Origin of the sequence: Nonomuraea terrae (genome assembly GCF_004348995.1) — a bacterium.
Lineage (GTDB): Bacteria > Actinomycetota > Actinomycetes > Streptosporangiales > Streptosporangiaceae > Nonomuraea > Nonomuraea terrae.
The window spans coordinates 22,682-42,924 of sequence record NZ_SMKQ01000057.1 but is presented as its reverse complement, the minus strand read 5'-3'; the positions used below and the strand labels follow the sequence as shown (position 1 = coordinate 42,924).

The following is a 20,243-nucleotide window of genomic DNA, read 5'->3' as shown; positions in this document are numbered from 1 at the left end:
GTCCGAGCCTCCCCCCACGCCGCCGGGGCCCGAGGAGCCGACGGCCGAGCCCACGCTCAGCCGCCCGTCGGGCGAGTTGCAGTGCGTCCGTTCACCCTGCCACTGACACCCGAGCGGGATGTCCGTGATCGCACGCAGATCGTGAGAAAGTCGTCGAGTGGACTCGACTCGTGACCTTCTCGTGGCCCTTGCCCGTAGATATGCCTTCTCCGACCTCGGTGCGCTGACATCGGACTCGGTGGTGGCGGAGGTCTGCGAGTTCGGGCACCGGCTGCTCTCACTCGACGCCGAGGACTTCGCTGCCGAGGCCCGGGGCGTGCCCGCCGACCTGCGGCGCAGGGCGCGCGCCTGCCACATGCCGCAGACGCCGCGCGAGCAGCCGCGCGGGGCGCTGGAGTCGCTGCGCCCGGCCTATGGGCTGCTGCTGGAGGTCATCGCCGTACGGTGGCACAGACGCGAGCTGAGCCCCATGATCGCCGCGGTCCACATCGCCGGCGAGTACCTGCCGCTGCTGGCGTTCGAGCCGCACCTCGGCCACGCCGGGGACCCGGCCCGCTGGCCGGAGGGGCTGAGCGCGCCGGGGAGCAGGTTCGGCGTGATCGGCGATCGCGAGTGTGACCACACGAAGTCGGAGCAGTCGGCCACCAACAGGACGCTGCGGGTGGCGGCCGAGCCGGCCGAGGGGTGGCGGGCGTACTTCGACCGGCAGCACAGCCAGGTGGCGGGGGCGCTGGGTGTGTGCGTGTCCGCCTGCCGCAACCCGTGCACGGCCATGGACTGGATCGAGCCGGAGCCGCGCGCCGACCTGCAGACGCGGGCGCGTACGGCGCTGGCCTTCGGCGAGACGCCGCTCGTCCGGCTGCGTCACGCCGCGCCGGTGGGGCACGGGTTCGGGGTGCCGTCGCCGGAGGAGGTGCTGGACGCATGGGAGCGCAGCCGGGCCGCCCTCGACAAGAATCCGGTCGGCACGGCGGCGCTGAAGGACGACGGGTTCCCGCTGCCGGGGCTGCCGTCGTTGTTCTCGGCGATCGCCGAGGCCGACATCCAGCCGGCGACCCTGCTGAACGGCGTCAGCGAGCACATCGCCGCCCTGCTCGAACGCGGGTGACTACCGGGGGGCGGTGGCCTGCTCGCCGAGGGCGGCGATGCCGTGCAGCAGCCCGCCGACCAGGTCTCCCGCGCCGAACGCGGTGGCCATCGACATCGCCACCATCCGGCAGGCGCCGTCGGAGAGCCTGCGCCGCGCGTTCTGCCCGGTGACGATCTCCAGGCCGCGGCCGTTGAGGTCGACCAGCACCACCACGGCGTCGTCGGCCTCCTCGCCCAGGGCGGCGTGCAGGCGTTCGGCGAAGTGGCGGCGCCCGTCCTCCGGCTCGCCGAGGAACAGCCCGAAGCGCAGCCCGCTGCGCCGCTCGGCGGTCAGCAGGGCCTGCCTGACGTCGTCGGCCTGGGGTGCGGTGAGCGGTCGCATGGCCTGCTCACCATCCCGCCGAGGCGCCGCCGGTGCGGCCGCCGGGCTCGGCGGTCTGGGCGGCGGCCACCCAGTCGTTCTCGGGCCTGTCCGCCCAGCGTGGCACCGCGTCGGTCAGCACCGGGTCGGACGTGCTCGCCCCGCCCTCGCTCCGGCCGGGGCCGCCCAGCCAGACGGGGCCGGAGTCGATGTGGCGCGGCGTGCCGCGTCCCGGCACCATGACCAGCAGGCTGATCAGGACGAACAGCCCCATGGATATCCCGATGAGAACGAGCAGAATCTCCGTCGCGCTGTTCACAAGACGACCGTAGACCGCGCAAGGTGGGCGGGCCAGACCCATGTCGTGCCGTACATGATCGGGACGCCCTCCAACGGGTTAGGATCCATGGTGTCGCAGGGCATCTCTAGAGAAGATGAACTTAAGACATACCCCGAAATCCTGGATGGAACACGATGAGCCGGGCCATAAAACTATGGACGCGGCAACACTAGGAAACGTTTCGATCTCCGAGTTACGGTGAGTTACGTGGACTCCGACAACCAGCGAGAAGACGGTCACAATGCGTCACCGATCTGGGTGAGCGACCGGCCCGAGAGCGAGCAGACCGCCACCGCGAAGCCCTCGGCGCCCACCTCCACGTACGCGCCGGTGGAGCGCGCGTCCGTGGGGACCCTGCTGCAACAGCCGCGCTTCCGCCGCCTGCGCAACCGCGCGATCCTGGCGGTCGTCGTCGGCGTCGTGGTGGGGTTCCTCGTGGCCGACTGGCGCATCGGCGTGACCGCCGGGGTGATCGCGGCCATCGCCGAGGCGGTCTACCGGGCCCGCACCAACTCCTCCGTGCCGGCCTGGCGGCGCACGTCCGTGGCCGAGCGCCGCACCGAAGGGCAGCTGCGCAAACTCGAACGCAACGGCTACCGCACGCTGCACGCCAGGGCGATCCCGGGCAGCGAAGCCCAGATCGACCACCTCGTGGTGGGCCCGACAGGCGTGTACGCGGTCGACTCGGAGAAGTGGGACCGCCGCCTGCCCGTACGCGTCCAGATGGGCAAGAAGCTCTTCCACGGCCCCTTCGACAAGAAGGAGCGCCTGACCGAGGCCAGGTGGGAGGCGACGCAGGCCAGCGAGCTGATCAGCAAGGCGTTCGGCCGCGAGATCACGGTGGTGCCCTCCCTGGCCATCTACGGCCCGCCCGTGCCATGGAAAATCATGACCATCCGCGGCGTGGACGTCTACCAGGGCGACCGCGCGCGCAGGTGGATCACCAAGCGGGAGCGGGCGCTGACCGACGCCGAGATCGACCGGATCTACGACATCGCCGCCCAGGTGCTGCCCGCCCGCTACGGCGAGGACTGATCCTCACCGGCCGCCAGCTCCGCGCCGAGGGCGTCGAAGCGGGCGGCCAGCTCGTCGCTCGGCGGCAGGTCGCGCGGCAGCCGGGAGTACAGCGCCGTACCGAACCCGGCCACGCGGACGACGCGGTCGATCAGCGCCTCGCGGTCGGGCCACGGGAACGACGGCTGCGCGATCAGCAACGAGGCGCAGCCGTGCAGGGCCGACCACAGGCCGAGCGCGATCTCCTCGGGGTCGCCCGCCACCACGCCCGTCTCCATGCAGGCCGACACGGCGTCCACCATGTGGCCGAACGCCTCGGCCGCGGCCGGCGGCACTCCGGGCGAGCCTGACGGGCGCATCATCAGCACGCGGTACTGCACCGGATGGTCGAGGGCGAACCGGATGTACGCGCGTGCGCACCTGCCCAGGGCCAGCCACGGGTCGCCGCCGGAGTTGTCGCGGAACAGCCGGCCCAGCTCTCCCCACACGCGCATGCAGACCGCCTCGACCAGGGCCTCCTTGCCGGCGAAGTGGAGGTAGACGGCGGGCGTGGACACGCCCGCCCTGACGGCGACGGCGCGCACCGTCAGGGCCTCCTCCGTGCCGGCCTCGGCCAGCAGCTCCTCTGCCGCGCCGAGGATCTCCTCGCGGAGCAGCGCTCCCTCTCCTCGCTTGGCGCGTACGCGTCTGGTGGTCACGCACCGAAGGTTGACACCGTCAGGTTAACGATGTCAATCTGAGCGCTTTGGTGGAAGGGATTGCTAAATATGGGGACATTTCAAGAAGCAACCACATTGACCACCCGGGGGGACGGCGCCGTCGGCGTCACGCTCGACGCGGAATGGAGCATCGGGACCCGGCTGCACGGCGGCTACCTGCTGGCCGTGCTGGCCAGAGCCGCGCGCGAGAGCGCGGGAGCCGGGCATCCGCATGTCACGGCGGTCACCGGCTCGTTCATCGGGCCACCCGACCCGGGCGAGGCGATGGTGCGGGTCGAGACCCTGCGGATCGGCAAGAGCGTGGCCCAGACCAGGGCGTCACTGATACAACAGGGCCGTACGTGCGTCGAAGCGCACGTCACACTGGGCCTGCTGGACGACTCAGGACCTTGGTGGTCGGCGCACGAGCCGGTGGACATCCCGCCCGAGCACGAGTGCTTCCGGGTCCCCGTCGAGCCTCCCGGCCTCGGCGTCCAGGTGCCGCTGATGGGCGTGCTGGAGGAGCACATCCACCCGGGCCACATGGGCTTCGCCTTGGGCAAACCGGCCAAGAACGGTGTGATCGCGACCTGGCAGCGGCTGGCGGACGGCTCCGACTGGGACCCGGTGAGCCTGCTGGTGACGCTCGACCCGGGGCCGCCGATCGCTTCGGAGCTGGGGCTGATGGGGTGGTTCCCGACGATCTCGCTCTCCGCGTACATCCGCAGGCTGCCCGCCCCCGGGCCGGTCCGGGTCCGGCTGTCGGCCACGGACGTCGGCGGCGACCGCATGGACCAGTCGGTCAGCGTCTGGGACTCCAAGGACCACCTGGTGGGCCAGGCCACCCATCTCACCGGCGTGCGGCTGCCCGCCGGACGGTAACCCGGGCGCGGACGGCGCGCTCCCTCGGGCGGTCTATCGTGGGAGGGAACGTGCCGGCCCGGGCGAAACCGTCGACATGGTTGTCCCGTGGCTCATCGGAATCTCCCACCCACGAGTTCCGGCACACGTTCCGGCGACGACCGTCCGATCCGTGGACACGCGTCTCAGTTGCCGGGCAGTGGTCGTACCATGTGAAGACTCGCCAACGATGGGAGATGCGAATGCCCGCCCTCAGGTCACGTACAGTCACCCACGGCAGGAACATGGCCGGTGCCCGGGCCCTGCTCCGGGCGACCGGCGTAGCCGGGAGCGACTTCGGCAAGCCCATCATCGCGGTGGCCAACAGCTTCACCCAGTTCGTGCCGGGTCACGTGCATCTGCGCGAGGTCGGCGACGTGGTGTCGGCGGCGATCAGGGAGGCGGGGGCGATCCCCCGCGAGTTCAACACGATCGCGGTCGACGACGGCATCGCGATGGGCCACGGCGGCATGCTGTACTCCCTGCCCTCGCGCGAGCTGATCGCCGACGCGGTCGAGTACATGGTGGAGGCCCACTGCGCCGACGCCCTGATCTGCGTGTCCAACTGCGACAAGATCACGCCGGGCATGCTGCTGGCGGCGTTCCGGCTCAACATCCCGACGATCTTCGTCTCGGGCGGCCCCATGGAGGCCGGCAAGACCGCCGGCAGGAAGCTCGACCTCATCGACCCGATGATCGCCTCCGCCGACGACTCCGTCTCCGACGCCGAGCTGCTGGAGCTGGAGGAGAGCGCCTGCCCGACCTGCGGCTCCTGCTCCGGCATGTTCACCGCCAACTCGATGAACTGCCTCGCCGAGGCCATCGGCCTGGCCCTGCCCGGCAACGGCACGATCCTGGCCACGCACAAGGCGCGCAAGAAGCTGTTCGAGGACGCCGGCCGCCAGCTCGTCGAGATCACCCGCCGCTACTACGAGGAGGACGACGAGTCGGTGCTGCCGCGCTCGATCGCCACCCGTGAGGCGTTCGAGAACGCGATGGCGCTCGACGTGGCGATGGGCGGCTCGACCAACACGATCCTGCACATCCTGGCCGCCGCCCGCGAGGCGCAGGTCGACTTCGGGCTCAAGGAGATCAACGAGATCTCGCAGCGGGTGGCCTGCCTGTGCAAGGTCGCCCCGGCGACGAACAAGTACCACGTCGAGGACGTCCACCGCGCCGGCGGCATCCCGGCCATCCTGGGCGAGCTCGACCGCGCGGGGCTGCTCCACCGCGACGTGCCCACCGTCAACGGCGGCACGCTCGCCGACCTGCTGGCCGCGTGGGACGTCCGGTCGCCGTCGGTGAAGCCTGAGTCCGTCGAGCTGTGGCACGCGGCGCCCGGCAACGTCCGCACGGTGAAGCCCTACTCGCAGGACAACCGCTGGGACACCCTCGACCTCGACCGCGAGGCGGGCTGCATCCGCGACATCGAGCACGCCTACAGCGCCGACGGCGGCCTGGCCGTCCTGTACGGCAACATCTCGCGCGACGGCGCGGTGGTGAAGACGGCCGGCGTCGACGAGTCGATCTGGACGTTCAGCGGCCCCGCGGTGGTGTTCGAGTCGCAGGAGCAGGCGGTCGAGGGCATCCTCGGCGGGCGCGTCAAGGCGGGCGACGTGGTGGTCATCCGCTACGAGGGCCCCAAGGGCGGGCCCGGCATGCAGGAGATGCTCTACCCGACGTCGTTCCTCAAGGGCAAGGGCCTGGGCAAGGTGTGCGCCCTGGTCACCGACGGGCGCTTCTCCGGCGGCACCTCCGGGCTGTCGATCGGCCACGCCTCGCCCGAGGCGGCCGAGGGCGGCGCGATCGCGCTGGTCGAGGACGGCGACATCATCGACATCGACATCCCCGGCCGCTCGATGGAGCTGCGGGTGCCCGAGGCCGAGCTGGCCGCGCGGCGCGAGCGGCTCCTGGCCGAGCTGGGCGGATACCGTCCGCGTGACCGCAACCGGCCGGTGAGCGTGGCGCTGCAGGCGTACGCGGCGATGACGACGTCCGCCTCGACGGGCGCCTCCCGCGACCTGTCCCAGCTGTCCCGCTGATTCGCACCCGTACGGCAGGTGACTGGGTTCTCGCCTGCCGTACGGGCCACTGGAACCCCGCACAGGTTTTCGAAAAATGTCGGTCGGGATCCCTATTCTTGGGGTATGACGACAGTCGTGAAGCACGATTCCCGCCCGCTGACGACCGCCGAGATCGCCGCCCTCGCCCTCTCCCTCGCTCACCTCGGATCGGGCCCCCAGGCCGTCACCGCCAGGCGCGGCCTGCAGCACGCGTTCGAGCACCTGGAGCTCGACGACGACGTCATCGCCACCACGCTCACGACCCTCACCGAGCCGCTGCCCTCCGACGTCGCCTCCCGGGCCCGGCTCATCGCCGACGCCATCACCAGCCGTCTCATGATCCGCCTCCACTACCGCGACGCCTCGGGCACGATCACCGTGCGCGACGTCGAGCCGGTGACCTGCCTGGTCCACCGCGAATACTGGTATCTCGTGGGCGTGTGCCGGATGCGCCGGGCGATCAGGGCGTTCCGGTTCGACCGGATCATCGCGGTCGAGCCGACGCTCATGCCGTCCCGTCCGCATCTGGCCGACCGATTCCTGCCGTTCCAGCGGCGTAAGCGGCGCACGACCGCGGCCGCGTAAGCCTCCATAACTGACCGAGCTTTGACCGGGTCCGCACCCGGCCGTTGGGATGGCGGATGGCAGGCTCCCGCACATGCGCGTTCGGGAGTTCACGCTGTTCGCCTTCCTGCTGGCCGCGTTGCCCGGCTGCGCGCTGCGGGCCGACCCGACGGCCGACCCGGCGGCGCCGCAGCAGGTCTCCGCGCTGCCGGCGGCCGAGCGGCGAGCCCTCGACCGGGCACTCGGCCGTTACCTGCGCGATCGTCCCGGGCGGGCGGCGCTGGCCGTCTACGACCGCACGACCGGGATCAGGTACGCCTTCCACGAGCGGGCGCCGTTCGTGCTGGCCAGCGTGGCCAAGGTGGACATCCTGCTGGCGTTCCTGATGGCCAAGGGCGGCGAGCGGCTGAGCGGACTCGAACGCCGGCTGGTCTCCTGCATGATCCGCTACAGCGACAACACCTGCGCGCGCCTGCTGTACGTGACCGTCGGCGGGCGGTGGGGCCTGGCGCGGACGCTGCACCGGATCGGCGCGCACCACACGCGGCCCGGCCCCGGGTTCCTTTCGGGGTGGACGCGCAGCCTGCCGTCGGACCAGGTCACCGTGCTGGAGCGACTCACCGACCCGCAAGGCCCGCTTTCCGCCCGTGCCCGGCGCTACGCCATGGAGCTCATGTCGTCGGTGGCGCCGTCACAGGCGTGGGGCGTCGGCACCGTCGTACGGACGGGTGAGGTGGCGCTGAAGAACGGCTGGCTGCCGACCGAGCTGCACGGCGGCCTGTGGACGGTCAACAGCATGGGACGGCTCGACGTGCGCGGGCACGAGCTGCTGGTCGCGGTGTTGTCGGAGCGCAGCCCTGACATGCCGACCGGCGTCGACACCGTCGAACGCCTCGCCCGGCTGGTGGTGCGGGCGCTGGCCGAGGAGGAGATCCTCGACGAGGGTGTGCGGCTGGCCGTGGCCCGGCGGCTGGCCGGCAGCCGGGCCTTCCTTGAGACGTGGGCGTACCCGCGCCCCGGCCCTACCCCCGCGGCCGGTCAGGACGCGCAGCACCCGCCGCCGCAGCAACCTCCGCCGGCGCGGGGCGCGGCGGCACCGCCCGTCATGGCGACGGTGGACAGCAGCTTCACCGTGTCGTCGTGACCCTCGGGGCAGGTCGCCGGAGCGTCGGAGGCGGACATGGGACGGGACACCTCGAACGTCGAACCGCAGGAGCGGCAGCGAAAGTCATAACGCGGCATGGCACCAAGAGTAACCGCATCACCCGGCGTAGGTCAGGTGGGCGTAGTCGCAGACCGGGCGGTAGCCGATGGACCGGTAGACGGAGTTGCTGGTCGGGTTGGCCAGGTCGGTGAAGAGCACGACCTGCTCGCAGTGTTCCGCCAGGCCGGTCCGTGCGGCGTACGCGGTGACGGCCGCGCCGTAGCCGCGTCGGCGGCGCGAGGGCGGCGTGTAGACGGGCCCGATGCGGCAGACCCCGCCGCACGCCGGGGAGAGCGCGGCGAGCGAGACCGGCGCCCCTTCGTCCTCCCAGAGGAACAGCTCGCGGCCGGACAGCCGCCGGGCCACCTGCTCGGCCACGTCGGCCTCGCCCATCCCCACCTCGGCGCCGAAGGCGTGGTACCAACTCACCAGCAGCGGGAAATCGCCCGGGACGGCAAGTCGTCCCCGGCCGGGCACGTCGGGGACGGTGAGCCGCTCCAGGCGGTAGAGCCGCTCGGAGACCACCCTCGACGGCTCCCCGAGCAGGCGCACGGCCTCGGAGGTCACCTCCACGGGGCCCACGAGCTCGGGCAGGTCGCCGTCCAGCGCCTCGATGAGCGGGGACACCGCCTCGACCGGCACCGCGAAGAGCCCGACGGGATGCGGCGGTGTGTGGAAGACCGCCCCGCGAACCTCGCCGCCGGACGTCCACCACCCGAAGTGGGGATCCTTCACGGGCATGCCCGCCCGCAGGTTGGCGAGGACGGTGAGGGGAACGGTGTTACGCACGGGTCGCCGAGCAGAAAGGGCTCGGCGACCGCGGCGTATTCCTCGACGTCTGAGGTGAAGGTCCACATGCCTGCTCATGCTGTCAGGCGGCGGACCTCCCGCTCAATGCCGTTTCAGGCGGCCGCCTCTAGGTAGGGCGCCCATTGCGGGTCGCCGACGAGCGAGGCGCCGATGAGCCGCCAGTGGGCGCCCCGTGGCACCGCGGGGCTGACGCGCATCGTCCACCCCAGCTCCTCCAGGTACTTGTCGGCCTTCCTGTGGTTGCAGCTGACGCAGGAGGCGACGCAGTTCTCCCACGTGTGGGTGCCACCCCTGGACCTCGGGATGACGTGGTCGATGGTCTCCGCCTTCTGCCCGCAGTAGGCGCAGCGGTAGTCGTCGCGCCGCATGAGGGCGGCCCTGGTCAGCGGGATGCGGGATCGGTAGGGGATGCGGACGTATCTGCGGAGCCTGATCACCGAGGGCACGTCGAGCGTGCGGCTCGCGGAGCGCAGCACCGCGCCCCTGCCGTCGCGGTGGACGACGTCGGCCTTCTCCCGCAGCACGAGCACGATGGCCCGGTGGAGCGAGAGGGTGGTCAGCGGCTCGTAGGTGGCGTTGAGCAGCAGGACTTGGCGCATCATCGGGCCTCTCCCTGCCGCGCGGGTATCAAAGGGGACATGCCGCGGCATGTCCCGACTGTCGGCCCCTCCTGGGGCACTCGTGCTTCCGTCACGTGGACCTCCGCCGGACGGCCCAGCGGATGGTCACCACGGCACCGTCCTGTCACCAAGTCTGGCGTTTGCACCGTGGTCCCCGCCACCCCAAAAATCTCAGGCCCGGGATGACTGGAGGGACGCACGGTACGTTTTATGCCCCCTCTACCAGCGCTTTACGCATCACCGTTGGCATAGGGTTCCCTGCATGACGCGAGAGCCGTACCCGAGCGCACGCCGCGAAAACATCACCGACATCCTGCACGACACGCCCGTCCCCGACCCGTACCGGTGGCTCGAGGATCCCGACGGCCCCGAGACCAAGGGGTGGCTGCTCGCGCAGGCCGAGTTGTACGCCAAGGAGCGGGGGCCGCAGCGGTTCAAGAGCCGCGTCGCCGAGCTGCTGAGGTCGGGCTCGGTGGGCGTCCCGGCCTGGCGCGGCGGGCGCTCCTTCTTCTCCCGGCGCACGCCCGACCAGGAACACGCCGTCTACTACGTGGTCGAGCCCGACGGCACCGAGCGGGCGCTGATCGACCCGATGGCGATCGACCCGTCCGGCGTGACCACGCTCGACGCGGTACAGCCCGACAAGGAGGGGCGCCTGCTGGCGTACCAGATCTCGGTGGGCGGCGACGAGGAGTCGGTCCTCTATGTGATGGACGTCACCACCGGCGAGCGGGTCGAGGGGCCGATCGACCGCTGCCGCTACTCCCCGATCGCCTGGATGCCGGGCGGTGAGGCGTTCTACTACGTCCGCCGGCTGCCGAGCACCGAGGTGCCGGAGAACGAGACGCAGTTCCACCGTCGCGTCTACCTCCACCGGGTAGGCACCTCCACCGAGGACGACGTGATGATCTTCGGCGAGGGCCTGAAGATGACCAACTACTACGGCGTCTCGGTCTCGCGCGACGGCCGCTGGCTGCAGGTGTCGGCCAGCGAGGGCACCGCGCCGCGCAACGACCTGTGGGTCGCCGACCTGACCGCCTCGCCGATCCACCGTCCCGAGCTGAAGGTCGTCCAGGAGGGCGTGGACGCGCAGACCGGGCTGGTGTTCGGCCGCGACGGCAGGCTCTACGTCCACACCGACCGCGACGCGTCGCGCGGGCGGGTGTGCGTCACCGACCCGGCGACGCCGGGCTTCGAGACGTGGCGCGACCTGATCCCGCAGGACCCGGAGGCGGTGTTGTCCGACTTCGCGATCCTCGACGACCTGGAGCGCCCGGTCATGCTGGTGGGCTGGACCCGCCACGCGATCAGCGAGATCACCGTCCACGACCTGGAGACCGGCGAGCGCGTCGGCGAGGTGCCGACGCCGGGCCTCGGCACGATCGGCGGCATCTCCGAGCGGCCTGAGGGCGGTCACGAGGCGTGGTTCGGCTACACCGACAACACCACGCCGCCCACGATCCAGCGCTACGACGCCAGGACGGGCGAGACCACGCTCTGGGCGGCTTCTCCCGGCGCCGTCGAGGTGCCGGAGGTCCGCACGGAGCAGGTCGTCTACCAGTCGCACGACGGCACCGACGTCCGCATGCTGATCATCGCGCCGGCCGGCGAGGCGAGCGGCCCACGCCCGACCATCCTGTACGGCTACGGCGGCTTCGGCCTGTCCATGACCCCCGGCTACTCCGCGTCGATCCTGGCCTGGGTGGAGGCGGGCGGCGTCTACGCCATCGCCAACCTGCGCGGCGGCGGCGAGGAGGGCGAGGACTGGCACCGCGCCGGCATGCTCGCCAACAAGCAGAACGTGTTCGACGACTTTCACGCGGCCGCCGAGCACCTCATCGCCACCGGCGTCACCACGCCGCAGCAGCTCGGCATCTCCGGGGGCTCCAACGGCGGCCTGCTGGTGGGCGCCGCGCTGACGCAGCGCCCCGAGCTGTACGCCGCCGTGGTCTGCTCGGCGCCGCTGCTCGACATGATCCGGTACGAGAAGTTCGGCCTCGGCGCCACCTGGAACGTCGAGTACGGCTCCGCCGACGACCCCGAGCAGTTCCGGTGGTTGCTGGGCTACTCGCCGTACCACCACGTCCAGGAGGCGGTGGCCTACCCGGCGACGTTGTTCACCACGTTCCAGTCCGACACGCGGGTGCACCCGCTGCACGCGTGGAAGATGTGCGCGGCGCTGCAGCACGCCTCGACGGCGGACCGGCCGGTGCTGCTGCGCAACGAGGCCGAGGTCGGGCACGGCGCGCGCGCGGTGAGCCGCACGGTGGACCTGTCGGCCGACACGCTGACGTTCCTGGCCCGGCACACCGGCCTGTAGTCGAGACCATGAGCGCGCCGGGGCCCGTCATGGTGGAGGCCGCCCCCAGCGCCGCGCTCCGGCCGTACGTCACGCGGCTGTGCGCGTTCCGCGAGCACTACGCGGCGCCGGTGACGCGGTCGGAGGCGGCCATGCCGGGGGCGGTGCTCGTGCTGGCGTTCGGCGCGCCGATGGAGGCCGGCGGGCGGCCGGTCACGGCGTTCACGGGCGGGCTCGGCGACCGGTTCATCGTCACGCGCACGGCCGGGCCGATCGAGGGCGTCGAGGCGGTGCTCACGCCGTTCGGGGCCAGGAGGTTGTACGGCGTCCCGATGCGCCACCTGACGAACCTGGTCGTGCCGGTGAGCGACCTGCTGGGGCCGTGGGCCGGCCTGCTCGTCGAGCGGCTGGCCGGCACGCCGTCGTGGCGGGAGCGGCTGGCGCTCACCGACCGGCTGCTGCGTGAGCGTATCGCGGCCGGTCCCCCGCTGCGGCCGGAGGTGCCGTGGGCGTGGGCGCGCCTGCTGGAGTCCGGCGGGCGGGTGAGCGTGTCGTCGCTGGCCGGGGAGCTCGGCTGGAGCCACCGCCATCTCGTCGCCCGCTTCCACGACCAGGTGGGGCTGCCGCCGAAGACGGCGGCCCGGGTGATCAGGTTCGCGCGGGCGCGGCGGCTGCTGTGGTCGGGCGTTGCCATCGCCGAGGCCGCCGCCGCGTGCGGCTTCTACGACCAGGCACACATGAACCGGGAGTTCCGGGTGCTGGGCGACATGACGCCAGGTCAGATTCGTCCAAGACCGGCCGGCGCGGGCTCGGCATCCTGAGGTCATGCGCACTGTTTACGCACTGGCTCGCAGTCACGACTGCCAGGCCGCGATCGACTTCCTCACCGCCGCGTTCGGGTTCCGCGTGCACGAGGCGTCCAAGGACGACTCGGGCACCGTCCACCACGCCGAGCTGCTCGTCGGCGACGACATCGTCATGCTCGGCCGGGGGACACCGGGAGGGCCGGGGATCTACGTCGCGGTCGACGACGTCGACGCCCACCACGACCGGGCGAAGGCCGCCGGCGCGGTGGTCACCATGGAGCTCGTGGACCAGCCGTACGGCTCCCGCGAGTACGCCTGCAAGGACCCGCAGGGCAACCTGTGGCACTTCGGCACATACCGCCCGTGAAGCTCCGGCCGAGCCGAGCGGGTCGTTCACCCACTCGGCCGGCCGTCGCCGGCCGTCGCTAGCGCCGGCCCTCGCCGGCGGGCGTTAGCGCGGGAAGATGACCGTCTTGTGGCCGTCGAGGAGGACGCGCTGCTCGGCGTGCCACTTGACCGCGCGGGCCAGCACCAGCGACTCCACGTCGCGGCCGATCGCCACCAGGTCCTCAGGCGAGTGGCTGTGGTTGACCCGGGCCACCTCCTGCTCGATGATCGGCCCCTCGTCGAGGTCGGAGGTCACGTAGTGGGCCGTGGCGCCGATGAGCTTGACGCCGCGGTCGTAGGCCTGGTGATACGGCTTGGCGCCCTTGAACGACGGCAGGAACGAGTGGTGGATGTTGATGGCCCGCCCCGCCAGCTTCGCGCAGAGGTCCTCCGACAACACCTGCATGTAGCGGGCCAGCACGACGAGGTCGACCTGGTAGTGCTCGACCAGCGCCAGCACCTCGGCCTCCTGCCGGGCCTTGGTCTCCGGGGTGACCGGCAGGTGGTGGTAGTCGATGCCGTACGACTGCGTGAGCGGCCGCAGGTCGGGGTGGTTGGAGACGACGGCGGCGATCTCGATGTCGAGGGCCTTGGAGCGCACCCGGTAGAGCAGGTCGTTCAGGCAGTGGTCGAACTTGCTCACCATGATCAGCACCCGCGGCTTCCTGGCCACGTCGCGCAGGGTGAACTCCATGCCGAAGTCGGGCGCGAGCGCGGCGAAGGCGGCGTTGAGATCGTCCTCTCCGGGCGGCGCCGCGAACTGCACCCGCATGAAGAACCGCTCGGCCACCCGGTCGCCGAACTGCTGGCTCTCGATGATGTTGCATCCGCGGCCCGCCAGCAGGCCCGAGACGGCGGCCACCACGCCGGGGCGGTCGGGGCAGGACAGCGTCAGGATGTATGCGGCGGGGCTGGTCATGACTTCACTCTCGCGGACGTGGACGGTGGCGGCTCCTGGGCCTCGATCGAGGGTACCCGCGGTGACGGCCTCCCGGTGAGCGCTTCGGGGCCGCGGGTCTTTCGCCCAATTTCGGGTAGTTATCTGACATTACGGAGCAAAACACCAGAGTTCGGGGGTGGCAGGACGGGGAACTACTGCCGCCTTTCTCGGGCATGAGTGAGCCTTCCAAGGTCGTAGGAGAGTGGAGCATGTCCCGCCCCTGGCGGGTGGGGCGGGATGGAGCGCGTGCCGTTGGACGTCGTCGTGCTGGCCCTGATCGCTGGCCTGTTCGCCGTTGTGTCCGGGACGAACGACGGCGGCGCCCTCCTTGCGACCGGCCTCAAGCTGCCCACGGTGCGCCCCGCGACCGGGATCCTCACCCTCGTCGTGCTGGTGGCGGTCATCCCCCTCTTCACGCACCAGGTGGCGCTGACGTTCGTGACCAGGCTGGCGTCGTTCGAGGATCCGGGCGGGCGGATCGCGATGGCCATCGCGGTGGTCGCCTCGCTGGCCGTGGTGATGCTGCTCAGCATGATGGGGCGGCCGACCAGCCTCACCCTGGCCATCGTGGGCGGCCTGACGGGCGCCGGGCTGGGCTGGGGGCTGCCGGTCTCCCCTGGCTCGGTGGCGCTGGTGCTGGCGTTCGGGGTGGCGGCTCCGATCGTGGGGGGGCTGCTGGGGTGGGCGATGATCCGGGTGCTGGTGGCCACGGCGAAGGCCTCGGCGCTGCGGCACTGGCACTGGGCCGGCTTCCTGATCCAGACAATCGCGTACGCGGCCAACGACGGGCAGAAGATGCTGGCCGTGTTCATGGTGGCGCTCGGCTTCTCAGGAGCGCCGGTGGAGTACACGGTGCTGGTGGCCGTGCTGTTCGGGCTCGGCACCATGTACGGGCTGCCCAAGGCGGGCCGGACCCTGAGCCGGGAGATCATCGTCTCCAGGCCCCCGCACGGCGTGGCCGCCGAGTTCGGCGCCGGGGCCGCGGTGATGGCGTGCGCCGCCGTCGGCATGCCGGTGAGCATGACCCAGGCCGTCGCGGGCGGCCTCATCGGCGCGGGCGTCTCCCACGGCGGCGGCCGGGTCCGCTGGTACGCCGCCACGAAGATCGCCGCGGCCTGGCTGATGACGTTGCCCGCGAGCGGAGTGCTGGGATGGTGCCTCGCCCTGCTGGTGAAGGGTTTCGCGAGCTTGGAAGTGTCATGAGAAGGGGCGCGTGAGCGCCGTGGAAGGAGTGGCATGTCTCATCGAGACGCGCTCCTCGGAAGCGGGAGGGCGATGAAGAGATTGCGGCGCATCCGCGACCTGATGACCGGTCGCATGGACAGCGCCCTCACGGAGGCGCTGCTCGGACAGTTGCAGGCCACCAAGGAGGGCGCCTGGCTGGCCATGGCCATGATCGGCGGGGAGGTCGGCAGGACGGGCGCGCACGAGCAGATGCGCTCGATCGAGCACCTCGGCGACGAGGAACGCGGCCGCCTGGTCGAGGAGCTCAAGAATGCCCTCGTCACCCCCATCGACCGGGAGGACCTCTTCCGGCTGTCGCGCTCGATCGACGACGTGCTGGACTCGTTGCGCGACTTCGTCCGCGAGTCGCACCTCTACCGGGTGCCCGACCAGATTCGTTTCTCCCCCATGCTGGACCAGGTCATCGCGGGCATCGAGGCGCTGGAGGGCGCCGTCCGCGACCTCGCCTCCCGTCCCTCGGTGGTCATCCTGAACGCTCTGGAGGCGAAGAAGGTGGGCGGGGTGATCCGGAAGATGTACCAGTACGAGATCTCGCGGATCTACTCCGGGGAGATCACGGCGGACACGATGAAGGAGCGCGAGCTCGTACGCCGGCTGGAGATCGTCGGCGTGGCCATCGGCGAGGCCGCCGACGCCATCGCCGACGGCGCGATGAAACGGTGACCCCCAGGGAGCGGGCGGCTCGCCGGGTGAACCGAGCGGGCGGCTCAGTGGGCGGCTCAGTGGGCGGTGAAGGCGTCGATGCCCGTGAGTTCGGCGGAGAGCGCCCACAGGCGGGCCGCCTGCTCGGGGTCGACGGCGTGGTCGCGCACGCCCGACCGCGCGGCCGCGGGGGTGACCTCGGCGATGTCGCAGTCCTCGCAGTAGACGCCGCCCATGCCCGCCAGCTGCGGTGACGTGGCCGCCCACACCTGGGTGGCCGCGCCCTGCTCGGGCGTCTTGAAGCTGGGCTCCACCGGGTTGCCCTCCTCGTCGATCCAGCCCGCCGCCACCATCTCCTCCTTGGCGAGGTGACGCTGGAGCGGCGTGAGGATGCCGCCCGGGTGCAGAGCGAACGCGCGTACGCCCTGGTCGCGGGCGAGCCGGTCGAGGTGCACGGCGAACAGCACGTTCGCCGTCTTCGACTGGCCGTACGCGACCCACTTGTCGTAGTCGCGCTCGAAGTGCACGTCGTCCCAGCGGATGCCCGTACGGCGATGCCCGGCGGACGACACCGACACCACCCGGCCCCGGCCGCGCGCGATGGCCGGCCAGAGCAGGTTGACCAGCGCGTAGTGGCCGAGGTGGTTGGTGGCGAACTGCGCCTCCCAGCCCGGCCCCACCCGCGTCTCGGGGCAGGCCATGATGCCCGCGCTGTCGATGACGATCTCGGCGCTGCGGCCCGTGGCGAGGAAGCGCTCGGCGAAGGCGCGTACGCTGCCGAGGTCGGACAGGTCGAGCTCGTCCACCTCAGCCCCGTCGATGCCCTCCACCGCCTGTCTGGCGGGGCCGACGCGGCGGGCGGGCACGACGACGTGGGCGCCGGCTCGGGTGAGGGCGCGGGTGGTCGCCAGCCCGAGGCCCGAGTAGCCGCCGGTGACGATCGCCAGCTGCCCCGACAGGTCGATCCCGTGAAGCACGTCGTCCGCCGTGCTCCTGGCGCCGAAGCCCGACCCGATCTTGTGCTGTGGAGTGCTCATGACATCACCGTACGCAGTGGAGTTCACTCCAGGTCAACCGGCGGGATCTCCCTGGGTTTGGTTGCCCGGGGCCGTTCCGCCGCGCTGCAATGAGCGGTGTGACCGTCCATCACGGGACGACCGGACGCCCTCGCCTGGCGATCCGCGCGGGCCTGCTGGACGAGGGCGGCGACCTGATCGACGCTCTCACCCCGTACGTGGACTGGGTTCCCGGCCCGGCGGCCGACGGGTGCCTGCACGAGGAGGACGTGCGGCGGCTGCGTGACCCGGCGCCGCGGGAGGCTTTCCTGGAGCGGGTCTTCGCGCACGCCCGGCTCCGTACGCTGCTGGAGGGCGACTGGCTGCCGCGCGATCTGGTCGCCTTCCACGCGCGGCACAAGATGCAGCTGCTCGCCCACGACCCTGTGCTCTACCGCGAGGCCGGTCGCGTGGTGGCCGCCGCCGGGACACGGCCGCGCGGCGAAGTGGCGGCCGAGTACACGGCGGTGTTCCAGCGCGCGCTCGCCGCGCCCGTCACCGTCGGCAGGAACGTCAACGTGCTGCAGCACTGCCTCGGCATGCTCGGGCTCGATCCCGCGCGCCGGGCACAGGCGCTGCGGGCCATCGACGCCTACCAGGCGGGCCGCGTGCCGCTGGGCGAGGCCGCCGCGTCGCTGCGCCGGCACGCCACGGGTGAGTCCGGCGGATACGTACGCGATCAGACGTACTTCGCGCCCTTCCCCGACGGGCTGCGCGGCGACCTCAGCCCAGGTCGACGGTGACGCCCGGCGCGGCGACCGACAGCTCGCCCTCGTAGGACGCCGCGGCGGCCGCAAGGGCGGGCTCCGCCGGGGTGTCGGGCCACAGGTGGGTGAGCAGGAGCCGCGCGGCGGCCGCCGACGCCGCGGTGCGGCCGGCCTCGCGCGCGGTGGACAGGTACGGGGCGTCCTCCTCGGGCACCCGCTCCGGGTAGGTCGCCTCGGCGAGGAACAGGTCCGCGTCCCTGGCCAGCGCGAGAAGGTCGGGTGAGGGGCCGGTGTCGCCGGTGTACGCGAGCACCCGCCCGCTCGCGCCGGTCAGCCGGAGCCCCGCGTTGGGGACGTGGTGCGGCAGGTCGAACACGTCGAGGCGGAACGGGCCGATCTCGCGCGGCGCACCGGGCGCGAGGTCGTGCGCGACGAGCCCGCCGGCCAGCATGCGCGGCCCGTCCAGAGCCAGAACGGCGTCGAGCGCGCCAGGCGGGGCGTGAACCGGCAGCGGCGCCACCGCCGAGTCGCCCAGCACGCGAGCGCGCAGCAACGGATTGAGATCGGCGCAGTGATCGGGATGACCGTGGGTGACCAGCACCGCATCCACCTCGGCAGCCCGTACGTGGTGCAGCAACCGTGGCAGAGTCGCGTACCCGATGTCGAGAAGAACCCGGAACCCATCCTCTTCGACCAGGTACCCGCTGCACGACTCCCCCGCCGCCGGCCAAGCCCCGCAGCCACCCAGCACGGTGACCCTCACGGCAACCCCGCCTTTCCACCCGCGAACCCGCACGCCGACCTCGGCCCGCCGAGATCATACTCCGCCCGGACCAGCCGGACGGGCTGAGGCCCGGCGGGAAGTGTGCCCGGCTGCGTGGGCTGAGGGCCGGGGTGAGGGGACGGCGTTGCCGGCGCCGAGATGCCCGGATCCGGTGGGCCGGGCGGGAGTGTGGCCGGGTCGGACGGGTGGAGATGCCGGGCCGGCCGGGTCGAAGGATCCGACGGACCGGACTGGCCGGCCACGTAGAACCGGTCGGACGGGTCCGACGGGTCGGATTACCGGTGTCCCAGTTCGGCGAGGGTTGTGGACATCAGGCCGCGCAGGACCTCGCCGGCGACCTTTTCGTGTTCGTCCTCGACCGACAGGCCCTGGGTCACCTTGGTCCGGTACGTTTCCCGGTCGCGGGCGCCCGTGTACGGCAGTGCGGTCATCGCGACGATGACGGTGGCCTTGGCGCCGGTGCGCGGCGGAAGGGCCACCACGTGTGTACGGAGGGTGGTCTCGTCGGGAGCGCCGTACCAGCCGCACTTGACGGCGGTCTCCGGCGAGCCCGTCGCCTCACGGGCGCCGAACGCCTGTGACGCGCTCACCTGCCGCATCCACCCGAGCACCTCGCAGGCCGCCGGGTCGCCCGCGGCGGCGGCCTGGGCGAACACCGCGTACGCCGCGGCCACCTCGGCGGCCGTGACCTCGACCGAGCCGAACCTGGAGGGGTCGCCGTTGGGCAGCGCCCACCGCACGCCGGTGCGTTCGCACAGGTCGTCGAGGATGACGCGGGGGCCGACACCGAGCCACAGGCCGATCGTGTCGGCGTTGGAGGAGACGACGACGGCGGGCTCGGCGAGGTCGCGCCAGCGCGCGCCCGGAACGCGGGCCGCGCTCACCCAGGCGTACAGCGGCTTGAGCAGGGAGGCGCAGCGCAGGCGGGTCAGGCCCGCGGTGACGCTCACCTCACGGAGGGGCGGCCCGCCGTAACCGCGGCTGATGCCCGCCGCCTGGACGCTGGCACTGTGATCAAGCCTGTCGATCAGCTCGTTGAAGCCCACGGCCACCACCGTAGTGGCTACGGAGCGTCGCCCCAGCGCGATCGGTACCACTCCGGGGTCGGCGGCTCGCCTGGCAGCACGGTCGCCCCCGGCGCGCGCAGCCCGTCGAGGGCGATGGCGAGCAGCCGCTGCCTGACGTGGTCGTGCTCCGGGCTCGGCGGGCCGGGCGCGGGGCGGCTGAACTGCTCCATGAGCAGGGAGATGTCGAGCATCGTCACGTCGCGCCTGAGCACGCCCGCCTCGTGGGCCCTCGCGACCAGCCGCTCGGCCGTCTCCTCGGCCGTGCGGGCCGTGCGCCACATCTCGTCGGTCACCTCGATGGTGCCCGCGACCGGCGCCAGCGCGCCCGACCGGTCGGCCACGCACGTGCGTACGTAGAGCGAGAGGCCCTCCCACGGGTCGGCGTGCGCGAGCCCCGCCTCGACCGCCTCGACCGTACGCTCCATGGCGATCACGCACAGGCGCTGGAGCAGTTCCTCCTTGGTGCGGTAGCGGCGGTAGAGGCTGCCCATGCCGACGCCGGCCTGCCTGGCGATGGCCGACACCGGCGCGTCGAACCCCTGCCTGGTGAACACCTCGTGCGCCGCCGTCAGCAGGCGGAGATCGTTGCGTCTCGCCTCGGCCTGCCTGCCGCGTGTGCCCATGCGGTCCAGGATAGCGCGGAGCGAA

The 20,243-nt window shown here is 71.9% G+C and carries 22 protein-coding genes and 1 pseudogene; 12 read left to right on the top strand and 11 right to left on the bottom strand.

Annotated elements, in window-relative coordinates; all coding sequences use genetic code 11:
- Positions 1-157: 157 nt before the first annotated feature.
- Positions 158-1,108: a hypothetical protein gene (locus E1286_RS20100; RefSeq protein WP_132614718.1), complete on the top strand. Its 951-nt coding sequence runs from the start codon at positions 158-160 to the stop codon at positions 1,106-1,108.
- On the opposite strand, the gene E1286_RS20095 is transcribed toward E1286_RS20100, so the two are convergent.
- Both E1286_RS20095 and E1286_RS20090 read right to left on the bottom strand, forming a co-directional pair.
- The gene (locus E1286_RS20095) at positions 1,109-1,471 is read right to left on the bottom strand and encodes a DUF5130 family protein (protein WP_132614716.1); all 363 of its coding nucleotides are present in this window, start codon (positions 1,469-1,471) and stop codon (positions 1,109-1,111) included.
- A gap of 7 nt (positions 1,472-1,478) precedes the next feature.
- Complete coding sequence (locus E1286_RS20090) at positions 1,479-1,769, bottom strand: hypothetical protein (protein WP_132614714.1); 291 nt, start codon at positions 1,767-1,769, stop codon at positions 1,479-1,481.
- A 228-nt stretch (positions 1,770-1,997) separates the two neighbouring features.
- Between E1286_RS20090 and E1286_RS20085 the strand changes: the two genes are divergently transcribed.
- A complete protein-coding gene (locus E1286_RS20085) occupies positions 1,998-2,825 on the top strand; it encodes a nuclease-related domain-containing protein (RefSeq protein ID WP_132614712.1) in 828 nt (275 codons plus the stop codon).
- Here the strand turns inward: E1286_RS20085 and E1286_RS20080 are convergent.
- Complete coding sequence (locus tag E1286_RS20080; RefSeq protein WP_132614710.1) at positions 2,810-3,502, bottom strand: TetR/AcrR family transcriptional regulator; 693 nt, start codon at positions 3,500-3,502, stop codon at positions 2,810-2,812. The two genes, E1286_RS20085 and E1286_RS20080, sit on opposite strands and share 16 nt — an antisense overlap.
- Before the next feature lie 96 nt (positions 3,503-3,598).
- On the opposite strand from E1286_RS20080, the gene E1286_RS20075 reads away from it, so the two are divergent.
- The 4 genes and pseudogenes from E1286_RS20075 to E1286_RS51750 all read left to right on the top strand — a co-directional run.
- The gene (locus tag E1286_RS20075) at positions 3,599-4,384 is read left to right on the top strand and encodes a thioesterase family protein (RefSeq protein WP_223190141.1); all 786 of its coding nucleotides are present in this window, start codon (positions 3,599-3,601) and stop codon (positions 4,382-4,384) included.
- Between the two features lie 221 nt (positions 4,385-4,605).
- On the top strand, positions 4,606-6,444 hold the full coding sequence (ilvD, locus tag E1286_RS20070; RefSeq protein WP_132614734.1) for a dihydroxy-acid dehydratase: 1,839 nt from the start codon (positions 4,606-4,608) through the stop codon (positions 6,442-6,444).
- Between the two features lie 105 nt (positions 6,445-6,549).
- Positions 6,550-7,050 (top strand): helix-turn-helix transcriptional regulator, encoded by a 501-nt coding sequence (locus E1286_RS20065; RefSeq protein ID WP_165969810.1) that lies wholly within the window; start codon positions 6,550-6,552, stop codon positions 7,048-7,050.
- A 49-nt stretch (positions 7,051-7,099) separates the two neighbouring features.
- A pseudogene (locus E1286_RS51750) lies at positions 7,100-7,780 on the top strand (serine hydrolase); the annotation flags it as partial.
- Positions 7,781-8,067: 287 nt separating this feature from the next.
- On the opposite strand, the gene E1286_RS20055 reads toward E1286_RS51750, so the two are convergent.
- From E1286_RS20055 to E1286_RS20045, 3 genes are all read right to left on the bottom strand, one after another.
- The gene (locus tag E1286_RS20055) at positions 8,068-8,271 is read right to left on the bottom strand and encodes an FmdB family zinc ribbon protein (protein WP_132614704.1); all 204 of its coding nucleotides are present in this window, start codon (positions 8,269-8,271) and stop codon (positions 8,068-8,070) included.
- Positions 8,272-8,290: 19 nt separating this feature from the next.
- Positions 8,291-9,022 carry a GNAT family N-acetyltransferase gene (locus E1286_RS20050; protein ID WP_165969809.1) on the bottom strand — a complete coding sequence of 244 codons (732 nt, stop codon included), beginning with the start codon at positions 9,020-9,022 and terminating at the stop codon, positions 8,291-8,293.
- A 113-nt stretch (positions 9,023-9,135) separates the two neighbouring features.
- Entirely contained in the window at positions 9,136-9,642 is a 507-nt protein-coding gene (locus E1286_RS20045; protein WP_132614730.1) for an HNH endonuclease, read from the bottom strand.
- 283 nt (positions 9,643-9,925) lie between these two features.
- Here E1286_RS20045 and E1286_RS20040 point away from each other — a divergent pair, with 283 nt between their 5' ends.
- Genes E1286_RS20040 through E1286_RS20030 form a run of 3 tightly spaced genes read left to right on the top strand, consistent with a single transcriptional unit; the run spans position 9,926 to position 13,135 of the window.
- On the top strand, positions 9,926-11,983 hold the full coding sequence (locus E1286_RS20040; RefSeq protein WP_132614700.1) for a prolyl oligopeptidase family serine peptidase: 2,058 nt from the start codon (positions 9,926-9,928) through the stop codon (positions 11,981-11,983).
- Between the two features lie 8 nt (positions 11,984-11,991).
- On the top strand, positions 11,992-12,783 hold the full coding sequence (locus tag E1286_RS20035; protein ID WP_132614698.1) for a helix-turn-helix domain-containing protein: 792 nt from the start codon (positions 11,992-11,994) through the stop codon (positions 12,781-12,783).
- Positions 12,784-12,787: 4 nt separating this feature from the next.
- Positions 12,788-13,135, top strand: coding sequence for a VOC family protein (locus tag E1286_RS20030; protein WP_132614696.1), 348 nt, complete (start codon positions 12,788-12,790; stop codon positions 13,133-13,135).
- Positions 13,136-13,219: 84 nt separating this feature from the next.
- Here E1286_RS20030 and purU read toward each other — a convergent pair whose 3' ends face one another.
- Positions 13,220-14,074 carry a formyltetrahydrofolate deformylase gene (gene purU, locus E1286_RS20025; RefSeq protein ID WP_132614694.1) on the bottom strand — a complete coding sequence of 285 codons (855 nt, stop codon included), beginning with the start codon at positions 14,072-14,074 and terminating at the stop codon, positions 13,220-13,222.
- A gap of 267 nt (positions 14,075-14,341) precedes the next feature.
- On the opposite strand from purU, the gene E1286_RS51305 reads away from it, so the two are divergent.
- The gene (locus E1286_RS51305) at positions 14,342-15,298 is read left to right on the top strand and encodes an inorganic phosphate transporter (RefSeq protein ID WP_281282705.1); all 957 of its coding nucleotides are present in this window, start codon (positions 14,342-14,344) and stop codon (positions 15,296-15,298) included.
- A gap of 72 nt (positions 15,299-15,370) precedes the next feature.
- Positions 15,371-16,003, top strand: coding sequence for a DUF47 domain-containing protein (locus E1286_RS20015; RefSeq protein WP_132614692.1), 633 nt, complete (start codon positions 15,371-15,373; stop codon positions 16,001-16,003).
- A 56-nt stretch (positions 16,004-16,059) separates the two neighbouring features.
- On the opposite strand, the gene E1286_RS20010 is transcribed toward E1286_RS20015, so the two are convergent.
- The gene (locus E1286_RS20010; RefSeq protein ID WP_132614690.1) at positions 16,060-17,019 is read right to left on the bottom strand and encodes an SDR family NAD(P)-dependent oxidoreductase; all 960 of its coding nucleotides are present in this window, start codon (positions 17,017-17,019) and stop codon (positions 16,060-16,062) included.
- A gap of 98 nt (positions 17,020-17,117) precedes the next feature.
- Between E1286_RS20010 and E1286_RS20005 the strand changes: the two genes are divergently transcribed.
- Positions 17,118-17,780, top strand: a complete 663-nt coding sequence (locus E1286_RS20005; RefSeq protein ID WP_246074995.1) for a YbgA family protein — start codon at positions 17,118-17,120, stop codon at positions 17,778-17,780.
- On the opposite strand, the gene E1286_RS20000 is transcribed toward E1286_RS20005, so the two are convergent.
- The 3 genes from E1286_RS20000 to E1286_RS19990 form a co-directional block, all read right to left on the bottom strand.
- Positions 17,761-18,507 (bottom strand): MBL fold metallo-hydrolase, encoded by a 747-nt coding sequence (locus E1286_RS20000; RefSeq protein ID WP_132614686.1) that lies wholly within the window; start codon positions 18,505-18,507, stop codon positions 17,761-17,763. The two genes, E1286_RS20005 and E1286_RS20000, sit on opposite strands and share 20 nt — an antisense overlap.
- 296 nt (positions 18,508-18,803) lie before the next feature.
- A complete protein-coding gene (locus E1286_RS19995) occupies positions 18,804-19,574 on the bottom strand; it encodes a hypothetical protein (RefSeq protein WP_132614684.1) in 771 nt (256 codons plus the stop codon).
- A gap of 17 nt (positions 19,575-19,591) precedes the next feature.
- On the bottom strand, positions 19,592-20,218 hold the full coding sequence (locus E1286_RS19990) for a TetR/AcrR family transcriptional regulator (RefSeq protein ID WP_223190139.1): 627 nt from the start codon (positions 20,216-20,218) through the stop codon (positions 19,592-19,594).
- Between the last annotated feature and the right edge of the window lie 25 nt (positions 20,219-20,243).